The 19,421-nt window shown below is 42.3% G+C and carries 9 protein-coding genes; 5 read left to right on the forward strand and 4 right to left on the reverse strand.

The genetic code is table 11. The features are described from left to right. Window positions 1-15 precede the first annotated feature (15 nt). The 3 genes from NPE20_RS25710 to NPE20_RS25720 form a co-directional block, all read right to left on the reverse strand. Complete coding sequence (locus tag NPE20_RS25710) at window positions 16-1,839, reverse strand: class I mannose-6-phosphate isomerase (RefSeq protein WP_256541583.1); 1,824 nt, start codon at window positions 1,837-1,839, stop codon at window positions 16-18. A gap of 56 nt (window positions 1,840-1,895) precedes the next feature. Next, entirely contained in the window at window positions 1,896-2,630 is a 735-nt protein-coding gene (locus NPE20_RS25715) for a GntR family transcriptional regulator (RefSeq protein ID WP_256541584.1), read from the reverse strand. A 240-nt stretch (window positions 2,631-2,870) separates the two neighbouring features. Continuing rightward, window positions 2,871-3,905: a LacI family DNA-binding transcriptional regulator gene (locus NPE20_RS25720; RefSeq protein ID WP_256541585.1), complete on the reverse strand. Its 1,035-nt coding sequence runs from the start codon at window positions 3,903-3,905 to the stop codon at window positions 2,871-2,873. Between the two features lie 93 nt (window positions 3,906-3,998). Here NPE20_RS25720 and NPE20_RS25725 point away from each other — a divergent pair, with 93 nt between their 5' ends. From NPE20_RS25725 to NPE20_RS25740, 4 genes are all read left to right on the forward strand, one after another. Next, a complete protein-coding gene (locus NPE20_RS25725; protein ID WP_256541586.1) occupies window positions 3,999-5,483 on the forward strand; it encodes a xylulokinase in 1,485 nt (494 codons plus the stop codon). Window positions 5,484-5,521: 38 nt separating this feature from the next. Continuing rightward, entirely contained in the window at window positions 5,522-6,853 is a 1,332-nt protein-coding gene (gene xylA / locus NPE20_RS25730) for a xylose isomerase (protein WP_256541587.1), read from the forward strand. A 132-nt stretch (window positions 6,854-6,985) separates the two neighbouring features. Further along, on the forward strand, window positions 6,986-7,831 hold the full coding sequence (locus tag NPE20_RS25735; protein WP_256541588.1) for a 3-keto-disaccharide hydrolase: 846 nt from the start codon (window positions 6,986-6,988) through the stop codon (window positions 7,829-7,831). 785 nt (window positions 7,832-8,616) lie between these two features. Next, a complete protein-coding gene (locus NPE20_RS25740) occupies window positions 8,617-17,781 on the forward strand; it encodes a cadherin-like beta sandwich domain-containing protein (RefSeq protein ID WP_256541589.1) in 9,165 nt (3,054 codons plus the stop codon). A 55-nt stretch (window positions 17,782-17,836) separates the two neighbouring features. On the opposite strand, the gene NPE20_RS25745 is transcribed toward NPE20_RS25740, so the two are convergent. Then, window positions 17,837-18,595, reverse strand: coding sequence for a PI-PLC domain-containing protein (locus tag NPE20_RS25745; protein ID WP_256541590.1), 759 nt, complete (start codon window positions 18,593-18,595; stop codon window positions 17,837-17,839). Window positions 18,596-18,775: 180 nt separating this feature from the next. On the opposite strand from NPE20_RS25745, the gene NPE20_RS25750 reads away from it, so the two are divergent. Next, window positions 18,776-19,378 (forward strand): TetR/AcrR family transcriptional regulator, encoded by a 603-nt coding sequence (locus NPE20_RS25750; protein WP_256541591.1) that lies wholly within the window; start codon window positions 18,776-18,778, stop codon window positions 19,376-19,378. The last annotated feature ends 43 nt before the right edge of the window (window positions 19,379-19,421 follow it).

The raw sequence follows: 19,421 nt of genomic DNA on the forward strand, positions 1-19,421 counted from the left end.
ATATCGATTAGGTTATTAACAGCACTCGTCTTTAACATAAGCTTTAACAACTTTGGCCTTTTTGTTTCCGTTATTGCGCATGCTGTAAGTTTTTGCATTTGCGGGGATAATAAAAGTTTCCGTATAGTGTATCACCTGTTCCAGATCGCCTGTTTTTACAATGATGCTTTCGCCTTCAACAAGGCTAAGTATAAGGCATTGGTCATTGGTGCTGTCTGTAACATCAGTCTCAAATTCAAATCTTTCAATGTTATAAAAATGCTCGGGATGCGTGCTCAGGCTAATAAGTTTCCAATCCACGCCTTCCTTAACAACAGCTTGTTTCGATATCAAAGTATCAGTGACAACATCTCCCTTACGAGTGAAATTAAGATTGTCAAAAGCCCGGTCAATATTTAAGGTACGTGGATTTCCGCTTAGGTCAGGGCGCACCCAGTCATACATTTTAAAAGTAAAAATGTACGGGGTAGCGCTTATTTCCAGTACCATGTTGTTTTTGCCCGAACAATGAACAGTACCATTGGGGATAAGGAATAAGTCATGCTTTTTGGCTGGGAACACCTGGACGTATTTTTCTACATCGATCGGGCTGCTGGTGTTAAAACTTTCCTCTAAAACGGCTTTAAAAGAATCCTTATCTATATTTTCCTGGAAACCCAGGTAAACTTCCGCGTCCTCTTCCGCATCTAATATGTAGTAGGTTTCATCCTGTGTAAAATCTTCGCCAAAGTTTGCTTTGGTATAGGGCACGGTAGGGTGGCATTGCAGCGACAGGTTATCGCCATTCATCGTATCCAAAAAATCGAAACGAATAGGGAATTTATATCCAAACCTATCGGCAGCTTTACCTAATATTAATTTGTTATTGTTATACAGCAGGTTATCTATAGAAACCTCCAGGCGGATGCCATTACTCTCCAATACAATGCCGTTTTCGGGCGCTATAAGTTCAAACGACCACGCATAATTAATAACATCTTTATTCAGGCCGTCGATATGTTTTTTTATCCATTGGCCACCCCACACCCCCGGTTCAAACCAAGGCCTGGCCCTAAAGGCGTTAGATGACATATCGGTTAAGGCCCCACGTAAGGTTTCGCCGGTTGTCCAGGTAATTTCATAGGGGCGTTGTTCATCCACTATTACCGCTACGCGTGGCAGCAAAGCTTGTTTGTGTTTATTGAAAACAACCCAGTCGATAAAGTAAAACCTTTTGTACTGTGCTTTTGGTTCATTGGGTAATTGTGCACCCAAATTGCAAATATTGCCAGCCCTTGAACGAAACTGGATCTCATTTTTTGGTACATCAAAATATATAACAGGGCATTGCCAGTTAGCTAACGCGGCTCCGCATCCATAAATGAAGGTGAGGCTACTGTTATCGGGTGTAAGTCCGGCTAAGCTATCTGTGTCATAAAAATCAGAGATGTCGCCGGGGTAAACCTTGCCAAAAAGAGGGTCATCACCACCAAGGTATGGGGCTATTAATTTGTCAATCTCTTGTTCGGGTTTAAGGTAGTTTTCAATGAAGATCCACTTGGTATCTATACCCTTTTTATTGAAGAAATCTGTAAGTGAATTTTTAATAATGTCCCAATATACAGAGCCGTATCCATCAAGAATAAAATTACCGCTGGTTTTTAGAATATGTTCTCCCAGGCTTTCATATCCTGAATGTATGGATTGGGCGATCTTGAATGACGGATAAATATCGTAACCAGATGTTGCACCTGTTTCATTTAAGGCGGGCATAACAAACTGATCTGTGTTTCTTAGCACTTCAATATTTACTGGCTTAGCAGAGTTTTTATTATTAAAAATTAAACTTTTGTATGTCATAATGTACAAACATATTATAATTTATTTAATTCTCAAATAAGTAGGAGGTTTTCGTTTTAAATTGTGCGTCTGCTTTCTACTGTGTAAACAAAGCTATCTGCTTTATAATATCCTAAATTATATTCCATTGGGCGCTCGCCCTGGTCATAAACAAATCGTTTTCGGAATAAAATAGGGCTGCCTGGTTCAATCTCTAATTTGGCAGCCAGGTTTTTATCAGCAACGCGTGCACTTATCTCTTCCTTAGAAAGTATAGCTATAGATGAGTGCTCATTCTCAAGCATTTCATACAAGGGTAATTTGAAATCTTCGTCGCCGGTTAGGCCGATCCTGGGATGGAAATAAGAGATAAAATAAACAAATGCTTCTTCTGAGCTTCCCCTTAAACGTTCCATTTTAAGGATTTTCTTGTCGGTTTTTATCTCGAAAAAGTTGGCCACATATTCTTCAGGATACACCCAGCTAACATGCAGCTCATAATTTTTAATAGGGATACCACGGGCTTTCATCTCTTGTGAAAAGCTAAGCCAATTCATTGATTTTGAGCTGATCTTTTCATGGGCAACTTTGGTGCCCACTTTTTTCTTACGGGTTAGTAGTTCCTCATTTACAAGGGTATTTATAGCCTGCCGTAGAGTGGTTCTGGAGATAGCCAGTTTTTTAGCCAGGTCAACTTCGTTTGGAAGTAACTTCCCTGCCTGATACTCAGGCTCTTTTATTAATTCTCTAATTAATCGCTCGGCCTGAACATGCAGAGGGATTGGGCTTTTATGATCTATGATAAGTTTCATATTTCCGGATTATGCTATAATGAGGTTTAAATTAAACCTGGTATTAATGTATTATGCAGGTTAATGCTAATGTATTAATAAAACCATTAATTAAAGATAATTAACTATAAAATGAACCATAACGCTGCATAGTAGTGGAAGAATATAGGCATAAAATTGGAATCTTTCATTATATTATGTTCGTACATAATGCAGGCCTGGGACTAACAATTTAAACAAAGCAGCTTGATGAGCCACTTTTTATTCTGCCGATCTTTGAGTGGATGAACGGGTAATAAGTTTTGGCTTAATGCTGATAGTTTTAGGCGTCGCCGAAACATTTGAATTGTTCATTTCTTCGAAATATAGGTTGGCTATTGTTTTACCCATATCAACACTAAACTGATCAATTGTGGTAATTGAAGGGCTGGTGATCTCTGTAAAATCTTCATTTGAATAACCGCAAATACCGAGTTGACTGGGTACTTTAATATTCATAGCTGTTGCTACCTCAAGCACACCCAGGGCCGAAAAATCTGAAGTAGAGGCGAATATTGCATCCGGCGGATTGGGGAGGCTCAATAACTGGCGGGTAGCCTGGGCGCCTAACTCTTTGGTCCAGGCATTTTCAAGCATCAACTCATCTATTATCGGTATATTGTGCTTTTTAAGAGCCTGCAAATAACCCTCTTTTCTTTGCCTGAAAATGTTGAGGCTTTGCGGACCTTCTAACAAAGCTATGCGCTTATATCCCTGATTAATTAAGTGGTTAACAGCTTCGTAAGATGCCTGCAGGGTATCGTTAATTACTTTTAGCGTTTCAAGCTCGTCGGCAACGCGGTCAAACTGGATAAGTTCGATATGGTGGTCAAGTATGTTTTTTAAGTGCTGATAATTAATTGTTTCAACAGAAATAGATATTACAATACAATCTACATTCTGATTAATTAAAGTGTTTACACATTGTACCTCTTTTTCGTACAACTCATTAGACTGGCATATAATTAAGTTATAACCCTGCTTATAGCTGGCATCTTCGATACCCGCGATAACGTTGGCGAAAAAGTTTTGGTTGATCCGGGGTACAATAACGCCAATAGTTTTGCTTTGGCCTTTGCGCAGATTAGACGCAAGGCTATTCATTTTATAATTAAGCTCTTCGGCGGTTTGTAAAATTAGCTTCTTGGTAGACTCCTTAACATAGCTGCTATTGTTTAACGCCCTTGATACTGATGATGGGGCGATATTTAATTTTTCAGCAATATCGTATATGGTCGTTCTTTTTTTAGATTTCATACCTGTACAAATATGTGAAAATAAATTTCGGCAATCGATTGCATTTTTTAAAAAAAAAGATATTAATTTAGCTGTTCATAAACCAATTAAAATATGCTTCTGTTAGGTATCGATATCGGCACATCATCGGTTAAAGTATCTGTTGTTGACTCAGCTTCGCAAAAGCTGATAGCCACCGCGCAATATCCCGATGTTGAATCGCCGATAAAAGCGCTGCAAACCGGCTGGGCAGAGCAATCGCCCGATATGTGGTGGGAACACACACAAAAGGCTATCCATTTATGCCATAGTAGCGCTCACTATAATCCGCAGGATATTTCTGCTATTGGTATAGCCTACCAAATGCATGGCCTGGTACTGATTAATAAACAAGGCGAAGCCTTGCGCGACAGTATAATTTGGTGCGATAGCAGGGCAGTAGAGATCGGTAATAAAGCCTTTGACGAAATTGGCGGGGAAAAATGCCTATCGCATTTATTAAACTCCCCGGGCAATTTTACCGCGTCAAAACTGGCATGGGTAAAACAAAACGAACCCGATATATATAAACAAATAGACAAGGTGATGCTCCCCGGCGATTTTATAGCCATGAAGCTGACCGGAAGCGTTTCTTGCTCGGTATCATCCTTATCTGAAGGTGTGTTTTACGATTTTGTAACCGATAGCTTCTCTGACGATATTTTAAATTACTATGGTTTTGACCGGCACCTGTTTCCGGAAATACTACCTGTTTTTTCAGAACATGGTTATGTATCGGCAGCAGTTGCCCAAAGTTTAAAGTTGAAAGAAGGCATTCCGGTTACTTATAAAGCGGGTGACCAGCCAAATAATGCGTTATCGCTTAATGTACTGCAACCCGGCGAAGTGGCCGCTACAGCAGGTACATCGGGTGTAATTTATGGGGTGAGCGATGAACTCATTTATGATAAACAATCGCGCGTAAATACCTTTGCCCATGTAAACTACACGACTGACCAGAAACGCCTGGGGGTTTTACTTTGCATTAACGGAACAGGTAGTTTAAACCGGTGGATCAAAAACACTTTTGGCTCATCAATCAGTTACGGACAAATGAACGATCTGGCCAAAACCGTTGCGGCTGGCAGCGACGGCCTGCGCATTTTACCTTTTGGTAATGGCGCCGAACGCATGCTTAATAATAAACAAATAGGCGTCCATTTACATAATATCGATCTTAATCATCATACATCTGCGCATATATTTAGAGCGGTGCAGGAAGGCATAGCCAGTGCATTTAGATATGGTCTGGATATCCTGCGCGAGAATGGGATGTTTCCTTCGGTTATCAGGGCGGGCAAGGCAAATTTGTTTTTAAGCGAGGTGTTTGCTCAAAGCTTCTCAAACTTTACAGGTGTACCGGTTGAACTATATAAAAATGATGGTAGTGTGGGCGCTGCAATAGGCGCCGGTATTGGTGCAGGTGTATACAAAAGCGCTGCCGAAGCGTTTACTTATATGAAACCTGTTCAATTAATTGAACCAAACGGCCGGGATATAGAGCCTTTTTACCAGGAGTGGAAGGCTTTATTGGAGGTCCAATTGGCAACTAAGAAATAAACCAACCAAAATATAAATCTATTTAATTATTAAATATTATGTCGAACATTATTACAGGTGAGAAAGAGTTTTTTAAAGGGATAGGGGCAATTAAATATGAGGGAACAGAAAGTGATAACCCACTTGCCTACCGCTGGTACGATGCAGATAAGGTAGTAGCGGGTAAATCAATGAGAGATCATTTGCGTTTTGCCGTGGCTTACTGGCACTCGTTCTGTGGTAATGGTGCCGACCCGTTTGGTGAGCCAACCCACTTATTCCCATGGAGCGTTAAGGCCGATGCTGTTGAACGCGCCAAAGATAAAATGGATGCCGCGTTTGAGTTTATTACCAAACTTGGCCTGGGTTATTACTGCTTCCATGATGTGGACGTGGTTGATTACACCAATGATGTTAATGAGAACGACCGCCGCCTGCAGGCTATGGTTGAATATGCCAAACAAAAGCAAGCTGCAAGCGGTGTAAAATTACTTTGGGGTACTGCCAACCTATTCAGCCACCGCAGGTATATGAACGGTGCTTCTACCAACCCGGATTTTCATGTACTGGCACACGCCGGTGCGCAGGTTAAAGCGGCTTTAGATGCGACAATTGCCTTAGGTGGCGAGAATTACGTTTTCTGGGGAGGAAGAGAAGGTTATATGAGCCTGCTTAACACCGATATGAAACGCGAACAAGAACATCTTGCTAAATTTTTGCATACGGCAAAAGACTATGCACGCAAGCAAGGCTTTAAAGGCACTTTCTTTATCGAACCAAAACCTTGCGAACCTACCAAACACCAGTACGATTATGATGCGGCCACCGTATTAGGCTTTTTACAGAAGTATGATCTGATAAATGATTTTAAACTGAACCTTGAAGTTAACCACGCCACCCTTGCCGGGCATACCTTCCAGCACGAGTTGCAGGTAGCTGCTGATGCAGGTTTGCTGGGCTCTATTGATGCTAACCGTGGCGATCTTCAGAATGGTTGGGATACTGACCAGTTCCCGAATGATGTTACCGAGGTTACCGAATATATGCTGATCATTTTAAAAGCCGGTGGTTTTGCAGGTGGCGGTATAAACTTCGATGCCAAAATTCGTCGTAACTCTACAGACCCTGCCGATCTTTTCTATGCACACATTGGTGGTATGGATGTTTTTGCACGCGCGCTGATCACTGCCGATAATATCCTAAAAAAATCTGATTACAACAAAGTAAGGCAAGATCGCTACGCATCATTTGATAGCGGTGCCGGTAAAGATTTTGAGAACGGAAAGCTATCGTTAGAAGATTTGCGCAAATATGCTGTTGAAAATGGCGAACCTGCGGTTGTAAGCGGCAAACAGGAATATCTTGAAAATGTGATCAATCGTTATATATAAACCACGATCGCGTTAGCGAAAATAATGCCAGGCCCGGATGCATAATTATGTATCCGGGCTTTTTTATAATGTTTTAACCAGCCACTTATAATTTATATATTAGATTAAATAACCTGATAACCTACCCGCCTTATGAGATCTGCTAAGTTTATAATACCGCTGATGATGTGTGCAATAACCTTTGGTTTCACAACATTATCTACAAAGGATAAATGGGAAAGTTTATTTAATGGGAAAGACCTAAAGGGTTGGGATACTTATATTGGCCCCGATCTGGATGATGCCGGCAAGCCCATTAATGGCACTCCCATAGGTTTAAATAACGACCCCCGGCATGTGTTTACTATAGTGAAAGACAATGGCGAAAATGTCATTCGTATTTCCGGCGAAAACTGGGGAGCCATATCTACTAAAAAGGAATACAAAAACTATCACTTACAACTTCAGTTTAAGTGGGGCGCTTTGTCATGGGGGCAAAAGAAAGGTAAAAAGAAAGATAGTGGATTGCTCTATCATTCTGTAGGTAAATATGGTGCAGATTACGGTGCCTGGATGCGGTCGGAAGAGTTTCAGATAGAAGAAGGTAATAGTGGTGATTTTTGGGGTGTTGCAGGTGGCCTGGCAAGTATACCGGCGGATAAAGTGGGAGATGGCTACATTTATAACCCGCAGGGAACCCTGATGACTTTTAAGGAGGGTGGCAGCCAGGGGCGGCATTGCATAAAGGGCACAGATGCCGAAAACCCATCGGGCCAGTGGAATACGCTTGATCTATATTGTTATGACGATACCGCTATACACGTAATAAATGGCAAAGTGATGATGGTTTTATATCAAACCAAACAAATGGATAATGGACAGGAAACACCGCTTACCATGGGTAAGATCCAGATCCAGTCTGAAGGAGCAGAAGTATATTATAAACAAATAAAGATCCAGCCTATTGATAAGTTGCCTGCAAAACTTATTAAACAATAATGTTATATTACTAACAAACTTATTCCCGGAACTAAAAGCCGCCCTACCAAAATAGAGTGGCTTTTGTCTTTTATGTGCCAATTCGATTTATAAGTATTAAATAAGCTGTTTTTGTCCTATACAAATTGTAATGTTTATCAGAGTTTTGATGCGTTGAGGTTTAAAGTGCCAAAGATAGGTTGCAATTTGTTGGATAAGCTTCATCTTATTATTCGGGGGTATAAGAATTATTGATATTGGAATAATAATTAATATTTATAACTTGCTGAAATTCAGGTATAAGTATGTTATTTTTTGTTTTAAATGACAATGGCTTAACCTTTGAATAAATGCGCATATATTAAGAAGAGGAATATTTCTTTTTAAACAATATCTGTTAACCGAAAGCCTTCTCAAAGAGAATATCGTAAAAATATTTTCTTAAAATCTTTTCGTAAAACGGCTGTTACATTTTATTAAAAAGCCCAGGCATAAAACCCCGGAACTACATATTACCCTAATAATTAAAATTGATTAAACCCACAATATGGAAATAACTCTACATGCCCTTTATTTTGATTCTCAATGCCCAAAACTAAAGCGACAATGCTAACGCGCCTTTATCCGGCTTTGCAATAACTATTCATGTCGATGATTACCTTTTTCGCTATGTTTTCTAAACATGCGCTCAAAAGCGATAAATAATTCAATAAACAAATTACTGCAATTCACGCCGGCTGGCCTGTCAACAAAATACTATTGCCTCCTAATATACTATTGATTAAACTACTATAATTTGCCCCCTAATGGCCTTACCTTTACCAACACCTTTTATCACTAATGTACCAAAGCGCTTCTTATTAAGCTATAAGCTTATTTTGAAAACGGTTTTGTTCGCGCTGCTTATTTCTACATTTAATATAGCACATGCCCAGCAGGCCTATCTTGCCTCGGGCGGTAACGCTGCAGCAAAAGGTAGCTTTGCAAATAACCCGATAGGGCAGGGTGCCTATATGTTTAATACCGGCACCAATGCTTACGCACAACAGGATTTCCCCGTGGGTTTTTCTTTAGATAAGCTTGGTCTTACAAGTTCTACCAGTCTTGGTGGCGCGTACTCGTTACGTTTATTAAATAGTTTATACAGTGGCCCATTAGTTCGTGTAGCTATAGGGAGTAGTTTTTTTGATGTTTATCCTGACGCCTCAGCAGGCCTTGCTTTTTCATTAAGCTCTCCGGTTTCGGCAGCATATTCAACTTATGATGCAGCGCCGACAGGTGCTACAGGCACTACATTAAGCACAATTATAGGTAGTAACTCTGCTACTGTTGCCATTTGGTACGATCAAACCGTTGTTCATAATTATAACGCTATTCAGGGTAATTCATCTGCTCAGCCGCAAATAATTAATGCAGGCACAATAAACACCGCAAACAGCAAACCTGCTATCAAATTTAGTGGAACACAGTTTATGCTTGTTACCACAACAGGTTTAAACTTCCACATGAGCGGGTCAATTGTTTACAACGCGGCAAGCAGCAATACTAACAGCGGTAATGCGGGTGCATGGTACACTATGGCCGGCATAGTAGGTTCTGAACAAGGCGGGGTTGTTAACGACTGGGGTTATGGTGTATATAACAATAAATTCACAGTAGGTATAGGTAATATCGACGGTTTTAGTGACGCTTCTTATGGGGCAGGAGCATCGGTTAACGATGGAACAACACGGCAAACCACGTGGACGCGAAATTATTCATCGGGCGTTGTAGCTATATACAACAACGGGACATCTGAAGGCAGCAATACCTTACCGGCCGGCGAAAGAAACGCAGTACAGTCATTCTCTATCGGATCATCGGTACCGGATGGTAGTTTCGGCTTTACCGGCACTATCAGCGAGATAGCATTATTCCCGATTGTTTATAACTTAACAGAAAGGCAGGCAGTAGAAGGCAGCCAGTCTACCTATTATAATATCACTGCTGTAACAGGCTCTATAAACACAAGCGGTACATTATCTGCTTTAACTACAATGCGCGGCACCGCTTCGGCATCAACAACGTTCAATGTATCGGGCGCGGGCCTTTCTTCAGGTATTTTGATTGCCCCGCCTGCCGGTTTCGAGGTAAGTACAAATTCATCCTTTTCTCCAACAATTACTGTTGGTACGGGTGGTGAAATTGCCTCAACCCCTGTTTACATCAGGCTGGCTGCTTCTGCAGCAAAGGGTACATATTCAGGCGATATAGCATTATCGGCAAACGGCGCACTCCCTAAAACTATTGCTACGGCAGTAAGTACAGTTACGTCGAACGCGACAGATTATCCGGTAATTAGTTATGGTACTGCCAAAGTTTTTGCAACTAATACAGCAATAACACCGGTTGTACCAGCAGCAACCGATGTTGATGCATTTGGCTATAGCAGTAGTTTTGGCACAGTAGGCGGCGGCGTAACTCAGGCGATGCGGATAAAAAAAGATGCACAGGGGAATGTATATTTATTAGATAACATATACCCAAGCAAGTTATTTAAATTTCCTGCTGATGGTAGCGCCGCGGTAGAAATACTGACAGGCAGCTCAAGTCCGAAAGGATTTGCACTTGACGACGCCGGTAATATATATGTAGCCGATATGGGCGACAACGTAGTAAGAAAAATAGAAGCCGGTACGGGCACCATTACTACCTTAGCCACCGGCTTTACCTCGGCATATAGCATAGCCATAGGTAAAAATGGTATTATATATGTCGCCGATTTTAACGCCAGCAGTATAAAACAGATACCTGCAGGTGGTGGTACCCCTGTTGTGGTAGGTACTGGTTTTTTAAACCCAACAGATGTAGCGGTTGATGCTGCGGGTAACGTTTACGTGGCCGATCAGGGCAACGGCAAGCTAAAAAAGATCTGGATAACTACCGACGGGCATACCGAAGACGTAGTAGATATACGCCAGCCCGTAGCCGTTGCGGTTGATAAGGCCGACAATGTTTTTGTTTCGGATGTTTCCAACTTCCGCATTTATGAACTGCCTGCCAATGGCAGCGGGCCGCAGATCATAGCTTCGGGTTCGGCGGTTCAGAATATTTATGGCCTGTATTCGGATGCTAAAGGTGTGCTATATGCAGCACAAATACCAAAGAACACAGGTACAGTAATTACTCCATCTGGGGGTTACTTTTTAAATACCAAACTGCCTGCCGGTTTAAGTTTTGACCAAACTACAGGCACCATCAGCGGAACACCAACAGAGGCGTCTGCAGCTAAGGATTATATTATTACCGCTTATAACAGTGGTAGCTCCCAAAGTACAGTTGTTAATATCAGTGTAAAATCAACCAATGCAAATTTAAGCACGCTGACTGTTACCGGTGCAACAATGACCCCGGCATTTGATGCTGCGACCATTAGTTACAGCGCATCGGTATCAACAGCAACAACATCTGTAAGTATAACACCAACCGTTGCCGATGCTACAGCAACCCTTAGTTATAACGGCGATGCGGTTACATCAGGTTCCCCAATAACTATTGCCCTGGCTGCAGGGGATAATGTTGTACCAATAATTGTTACTGCCGAAAGTGGCGTTACAAAAACATATACTATAACCGTTAACAGGGCGGCTATCCCAACACTTAATTATGGCGCGTCACGCCTGTTTGCCGAAAATGTAGCTATAACCCCAATTGTACCAACCGCAACCAATGTTAGTGCATTTGGCTATAGCAGCAATTTTAGTACAATAGGCGGCGGCGTAACTCAGGCGATGCGGATAAAAAAAGACGCACAGGGTAATGTATATTTATTAGATAACATATACCCAAGCAAGTTATTTAAATTTCCTGCTGATGGCAGTGCAGCGGTAGAAATACCGACAGGCGGCCCCAGTCCGAAAGGATTTGCACTTGACGATGCCGGTAATATATATGTAGCCGATATGACCGACAACGCGGTAAGAAAAATAGAAGCCAGTACGGGTACCATCACAACCCTGGCCACCGGCTTTGTCACAGCATATAGTGTAGCTGTAGGTAAAAATGGCATTATATACGTTGCCGATTTTAGCGCGGTTGATATAAAACAGATACCGGCGGGTGGCGGCTTCCCGGTTGGGGTGGGTGCCGGCTTTCACCAGGCAACAGATGTAGCTGTTGATGCCGCGGGCAATGTTTACGTAGCCGATCAGGGCAACGGCAAGCTAAAAAAGATCTGGATAACAACCGACGGGCATACCGAAGACGTGACAGACATACGGCAGCCCGTAGCCGTTGCGGTTGATAAGGCCGACAATGTTTTTGTTTCGGATATTTCCAACTTTCGTATTTATGAATTGCCTGCCAATGGCAGCGGGCCGCAGATCATAGCTTCGGGCTCGGCGGTTCGAAATATTTATGGCTTGGATGCGGATGCTAAAGGTGTGCTATATGCAGCACAAATACCAAATAGCACAGGTACAGTAATTACTCCATCTGGCGGTTATTTTTTAAATGCCAAATTGCCTGCCGGTTTAAGTTTTGACCAAACTACAGGCATCATCAGCGGAACTCCAACGCAAACTACAGCAGCTAAAGATTATATCATAACCGCATATAGTAATGGTGGCAGCACATCGGCAACCGTAAATATTGGTGTTATACCGGACCAAGCCAGGCTTACTGCACTCACTGTTACGGGGGCTACTATAAACCCTGCATTTGATGAGAACACCACAACCTATAACGCATCGGTTAGTAAAGACACAACATCAGTAACTATAACACCTACAGCGGCCGATGCAGGTGCAACTATCGCCTATAATGGCAATGCGGTTGTATCGGGCTCGCCGGTAACTGTTACCCTTGTTGCTGGGAATAACAGCATACCATTTATTGTTACGGCAATAACTGGTAACACAAAAACCTATACCATAAATGTTTTTAAAGGGTCTGTACCAACAGTTAGTTATGGTACTGCTCAAACCTTTGTACTAAACACAGCCATAACTCCCCTAACACCAACATCAACTCATGTGGGTACACTTGGGTACACTAATCCTTTAACCGATATCGGTTCGGGCCTGGGGATACAAACGTATGCTGCTGTGGTGGATGATGCAGGGAATACCTACCTTATATCTAACGGTAGAAGAAGTGTACAGGTAATACCGGCTAATGGCGACCCTGCTTATGACATAGGAGGTGATTTTAACTTTCCTTCGGCACTGGCTATAGATAAGGCCAATAATTTATACGTAGCAGATATGTCTACCATATATAAGGTAGCAGCCGGAACCACCGTTTTAACACCTGTTAGTTCTACTTACGGCTATGTAACAGGTTTAACACCCGATAATGAAGGCAACCTTTATATAGCAGACCAAACGAACCCCAAAATATCCAAACTTAATATAAGTGACGGAACATCAGTTAATATAGGTTCCGACCTGGGTTATCCTACTGCCGTGCAGTTAAGGGGTGGCAAGTTATATGTACTTGAAGGACAAAGCACCAAGATATTCCGTATGAACACAGATGGCAGTAGCCTAACCACGTTGGTTAACTATACCGGTTCACATAATATAATTATCGATCCGTCGGGGTATCTGTATGCGGTATCAAACGGTATAATTAGATACAATCTTGATGGGACTAACCCGCAGGTTGCAGTAAGCGGCAACGGCGATACTTATCGTGTAAGTGTTGATAAAAAAGGGAATATTTATATCGGCACCCTATCGGGCGGAAGTATGAAACTGGCCCGCCCATCGGGTGGTTACTTTATTGACAAGGCTTTACCCGCAGGTTTAAATTTTGATATAAGCACGGGTACTATCAGCGGCACGCCAACAGTGGCAAGCCCCGCTACTAACTATACTATTATTGCATATAACGGGGCAGACAGCATTAGCACACATGTAACTATTGGGGCAGAAGCAAACAATGACCTAACCAGCCTGGTTACCGATGTGGGTACATTAACGCCAATATTTGATGCCGATAGTACCAGCTATAAAGTAACTGTTGATAATGGTAACATAGCCGCTAATATAACCGCAACGCTCAGTGAGGCAAGCAACGCTTTAACTATTAATGGTATTACTGCAACATCGGATACACCTGCCAGCGTAGCTTTAAACGTAGGTGATAATAATATATCGGTAGTGGTAACATCATCAGATAACTCAACAAAAACCTATACGGTAAAAATCCACCGTATATCAAACGATTATAAATTATCTAACCTGATAAGCAGCGTGGGTTCGCTTAGCCCATCGTTTGATGCCGATGTGGCCGATTATACCATTGATTTGCCTTATGGAACAAGCTCGGCCAAATTAACGCCAACGGCCAATGCTTTTGCTACTATTAAAGTTGCTGATGTGATCACCGCTTCGGGTATTGCCTCACAAGACTTAAGCCTGCAATCAGGCGATAATAACATTGTTGTTAATGTAACTGCCGAGGAGGGTATATCAACAAATAATTATACGGTTAACCTGCGTGTTGCGGCGCCATCGTCTGTTTCATTAAGTGGTATTACATTAAGCGTGGGTACATTAAGCCCTGCATTTAATGCCGGCAGCACAAATTACCAGGTATCGGTACCAGTTGGTACATCAGCCATTACTGTGCAACCCGTACTTGCCGATGCGCTGTCGGTTGTTACCGTTAATGGTTCGGCTTTAGATGCGATGACAGGTTCGGTGAATGTGCCGTTAAATGATGGTTTAAATGTTATTGCTGTTAATGTTGTTGCTAATGATGGTACAACAACAAGATCGTACACGATAACCGTTAACAAGCTTATACCGGCTCCTACAAATGCAGCTATAGCCGCACAGGTTTACAAAACAGGTACTGCCATAACCCCGTTAAATACCGGGTTTGGTAATGTAGCAGCACCGGGTTACTTTGCGCTTGCCGATACAATAAATCACACTATCCCAACCCCAACGGGTATCGCTATTAATAAAGCGGGCGATTTATTTGTAGCCGATATTACGGCCGGTTCTATATATAAGCTATCTGTGGGTGGCGGTGCGCCTGTTGCTATCCTTACCGGGCTAAATACTCCGCTTGGCGTAGCAACAGATGCAGACGGTAACGTATATGCAGCAGCATTGGGTAATACCACTATTAAGAAGGTAACGCCAGGAGGTGTTATAACCAATTTAGGTAACGGCTTATCATTCCCTACAGGATTGACAGTAGATGGGGTGGGAAATATCTATGTTAATGAAACTGCAAACCATGCAGTTAAAAAGGTAACACCGGCCGGCATTACAACAACTGTAACAACTGCGCTGAGTTTCCCTTATGGTATAACCGTTGATGCGGCAGGTAATATTTACGTAGCCGATAATTCTGAAGGAAGCATTGTGAAATTTGGGCCAAATGGTGAGGCAAGGACCGAGCTTATAACTGGTCTTGTTAACCCAACCGACGTAAAATTAGATGCCGCAGGCAACATTTATGTAAACCAGGGCGGTAGTAATACGCTTACCAAATTTGATAAGAATAGTGCTAACCCTGTTGTTATTTCTACAGGTTACACAGGCCTGTTTGGCCTGGCTATAGGAAGGGATGGAAAACTTTACACTACCGATAACGGAAAGCAAAGCGTAAACAAATTAACCCCATCCGGCGGATACTACCTAAGCGATCCGCTACCGGATGGTTTGGTATTTGATTCAGCAACCGGCACTATCAGCGGTATAGCAACAAGCGTAACCGCAGCTAAAGATTACAGCATAACTGCCTATAACAGTGGTGGCAGCACAGCATCGGTTGTAAACATAAGTGTATTAACCAATGCAAATTTGGCTAACCTTACCTTAAGTACAGGGACGTTAAGCCCGGTATTTGATAGCGGTACAATTAATTATACTGCTACTGCAAATACCTCAACAATAAGACTTACACCAACAACGGCCGATAATGCAGCCACAATAAAAATAAATGGTACACCGGTTGCAAACGGAGAAGCATCCGGTCCGATAGCGCTTAATACGGGAGCTAACAATGTTATGGTTACTGTAACGGCACAAGATGGTTTAACTACTAAAACCTACACTGTAAAAATTGGAAAAGGATTAAGCAATGCCAGTTTAGCCATACTAAACGTAAGCCCATCCAAAGTGTTGCTTACATCAAATACGCCAGAACTTGTAGAGTACACCACAATAACAAACCTTGGTGCAACCAGTATGGTATTAACCCCCACGCTAAAAGATGCCAATGCGACGCTTACTATAAATGGTGTGACTGCAACAAGCGGAGTGGCTTCGGCCCCGGTGGCACTTAACCCAACAGGCGTAACCATCATTAGTATTGTAGTTACAGCTCAGGATGGTGTAACTAAACGGACCTACAACGTAGCAGTTAGCAAAGGGCCTTCAAACGATGCATCACTTGTAACATTGAGCGGAGAGCCAAAATCAAAGCTGGTATTGGTATCTAACACCGCGCAACTGGTAGAGTATAGTACTGTAACGAGTTTAAGTACAAGCAGCATGGCATTTACCCCAACACTAAAAGATGCCAATGCGACGCTTACCATAAACGGTGTACCTGCAATAAGCGGAGCGGTTTCGTCGCCGGTTGTACTTAACCCAACGGGGGTAACAAACGTTAGTATCGTAGTAACAGCAGAAGACGGAATAACCAGCCGTACATATAACATAGCGGTTACTAAAGGGCCGTCAAGCGATGCATCGTTGACAACATTAAGCATAGACCCTAAATCAAAACTGACGTTAGCCTCCAGCACAGCGCAGCTGATACAGTACACTACCCTGATAGGGTCAACCATAAACAGTATAACGCTGACTCCAACACTTAAGGAAGCACATGCCACTATGACCATTAACGGTTCGCCTGCAATAAGCGGCGTGGCTTCGGCCCCGATATCGGTAAGCATAGGAACCACCACGACTGTAAATATTGTAGTAACCGCAGAGGATGGCATCACAACAAAAACCTACAGCGTTGCCATAACCAAAGCACCGTCAAACGATGCAGCGCTGGCAATATTAAGTGTTAATCCAAAATCAAAACTGGTGGTTGCATCAAGTACATCAGAACTTGTAAATTATACCACAACGGTAGAAGCGGCAACAGCAAGTATAATGTTGACTCCAACACTTAAGGAAGCACATGCCACTATGACCATTAACGGTTCGCCTGCAATAAGCGGCGTGGCTTCGGCCCCGATATCGGTAAGCATAGGAACCACCACGACTGTAAATATTGTAGTAACCGCAGAGGATGGCATCGCAACAAAAACCTACAGCGTTGCCATAACCAAAGCACCGTCAAACGATGCAGCGCTGGCAATATTAAGTGTTAATCCAAAATCAAAACTGGTGGTTGCATCAAGTACATCAGAACTTGTAAATTATACCACAACGGTAGAAGCGGCAACAGCAAGTATAATGTTGACACCAACGCTTAAAGAAGCAAATGCTACCATGACTATCAACGGTTCGCCGGCAATAAACGGTGTAGCTTCCTCTCCGATATCCCTTAGTACAGGTGCAAATACGATCACGATTGTGGTAACAGCACAGGATGGTATAACCATCCGCGCCTATACGGTAACCGTGACCAGGCTGTCAAATAATTTAGCGGTTGACAAAGCCGGTGCAGATTTATTATTTGCCAATAAAGCCCCTAGCGCTATAGCACCAACAGGTGATGACGGCGTTGTAGTACACCAGGGCATATCACCAAACGGCGATGGTTCAAACGACTTCCTGTCTATCGAAGGTATAATGGCTTATCCAAATAATAGGGTATCCATTATGAATACCAATGGTGCGCTGGTATTCGAGGCCAGGGATTATGGTAAGGATGGCTCAAGTTTATTTAACGGGCACTCCAATAAAACCGGGGCGATGTTAAAAGCGGGGACTTATTTTTACCAGATAGAATACAAGGTAGGAAAAGAGAACAAACGCAAAACCGGTTATATCGTTCTTAAGTATTAAACGAATAGTACAATAAACAAGAAAGCCTTTCAGTGTATCTGAAAGGCTTTCTTGTTTACTTAGTTCTAATTTCGATGACCAATTTATCTATCCTGTCTGTTGATAAAATATCCGCACTAAATTCCATTAGTTTTCGCCAGCCGGCGGGGTTATCTGGCGCAGCCCAAAAACGCAGCTTTTTCCCGGATTGATGAACTGCATTAATTACAGATTTAAGCACCTTCTCGTCCTGCTCTGGTAAAGAGCCATTCCCGGTCCATTTAGAATAATTTGCAAAGTTAAGGCTTACCTGTGAAACACGCTTCCACTGTTCGGGGTTGTGAGGTAATTGCAGGTCGTCATCAAAAGTAATGTAAGACGGGTAGTTTTTGTATTCGGACGGTGGCGGGCGGTTCCCGGTTATAATAATGCTAAGAGGGGAGTTAGATCTATCCGTTTTAATAAAAGCCTTTAGCGGCTCCAACTCCTTGAGTAGCTCGGTTAGTATGGGAGCGTAATTTTCTTTCAGGTCTATCACCAGATTTACTGGCCTTGGCCGGTCGCGCATCACTTTTTGGATAGGTTCCAGGTACAATTTTTCAAGTGTTATTAACCGCTTTGCATCAGTTGTGTCATGCGCAACTACTAATTTTCCATTACGCAAAAAAACGTCAGCCTCAATAGCACCAACACCGGCATCAAAAGCATGATAGAATGCATTGGGGCGCGAGTAATCGTTATGGGAATGAATATTTGCGGCAGTATATTTTTGCTGGGCATAAACCGGGCTTAGAAACAAAAAGATAAGGGTGAGTACAGGTAACGATTTTAGCATAGATACAGGTGTTATGGGCAAGGCCCCGCGTTTTATCGCACAAAGTAAAAAATTTATATTATGTGCATGTTAAGTGTTATAAAAAGGATTGTTTGTGGTGGAAAAATACTTTAAGCAGGTTGATAATCAAATATTGCAGCAGGATGATACTATATTAATACCAATCGGTATATTTGTAGCATGAATAAGCTGACATCAAAAACAGAACGTACCAAAGCATTCATTATAGAAAGCACAGCGGAGATCTTTAATAAAAAAGGTTACGCGGGTACCTCTTTGTCTGATCTTACTGCTGCAACAGGCCTTACTAAAGGCAGTATCTACGGGAATTTTGAGAATAAAGAAGAAGTTGCCCTTGCTGTTTTTGATTATAATTATTCACGGGTATCAAAAAGAGTACTCGATTTAATGGACAAAGCGGAAACCTTCCATGATAAATTAATGGTTTATGCAAAGGTTTATAAAAATATTAGCCGGGCACCCTTAAACCACGGCGGTTGCCCCATTATAAACACTGCTATTGAGGCCGATGACACTAATGGTCTCTTAAAAGACAGGGCGGCAAAAGCGTTACTTAAATGGGAAAAGAATCTTACCCGTTTAATTGAGCAGGGTATTGAAGCAGGCGAGTTTAAAACAGATATAAACGTAAGGCAAAGTGCTTTATCAATAATTGCCCTTATAGAAGGTGGCGTAATGATATCCCGAACCACAAATGACCCCGGCAGTATGGAAGCCGTTGTTAATACGGTTGAAATGCTTATTAGCCAAATGAAAAAGTAAATTTTTTGCTTAATTATATACCGATCGGTATATAATTGGCTAT

The sequence above is a fragment of the Mucilaginibacter aquariorum genome (assembly GCF_024498135.1).
Lineage (GTDB): Bacteria > Bacteroidota > Bacteroidia > Sphingobacteriales > Sphingobacteriaceae > Mucilaginibacter > Mucilaginibacter aquariorum.

Bases quoted from the DNA above. Each gene is read 5' to 3' on its own strand.
- NPE20_RS25735 (WP_256541588.1), top strand. From the start codon at position 6,986: ATGAGATCTGCTAAGTTTATAATACCGCTGATGATGTGTGCAATAACC.
- NPE20_RS25720 (WP_256541585.1), bottom strand. From the start codon at position 3,905: ATGAAATCTAAAAAAAGAACGACCATATACGATATTGCTGAAAAATTA.
- NPE20_RS25745 (WP_256541590.1), bottom strand. From the start codon at position 18,595: ATGCTAAAATCGTTACCTGTACTCACCCTTATCTTTTTGTTTCTAAGC.
- xylA (WP_256541587.1), top strand. From the start codon at position 5,522: ATGTCGAACATTATTACAGGTGAGAAAGAGTTTTTTAAAGGGATAGGG.
- NPE20_RS25740 (WP_256541589.1), top strand. From the start codon at position 8,617: ATGGCCTTACCTTTACCAACACCTTTTATCACTAATGTACCAAAGCGC.
- NPE20_RS25710 (WP_256541583.1), bottom strand. From the start codon at position 1,839: ATGACATACAAAAGTTTAATTTTTAATAATAAAAACTCTGCTAAGCCA.
- NPE20_RS25725 (WP_256541586.1), top strand. From the start codon at position 3,999: ATGCTTCTGTTAGGTATCGATATCGGCACATCATCGGTTAAAGTATCT.
- NPE20_RS25750 (WP_256541591.1), top strand. From the start codon at position 18,776: ATGAATAAGCTGACATCAAAAACAGAACGTACCAAAGCATTCATTATA.
- NPE20_RS25715 (WP_256541584.1), bottom strand. From the start codon at position 2,630: ATGAAACTTATCATAGATCATAAAAGCCCAATCCCTCTGCATGTTCAG.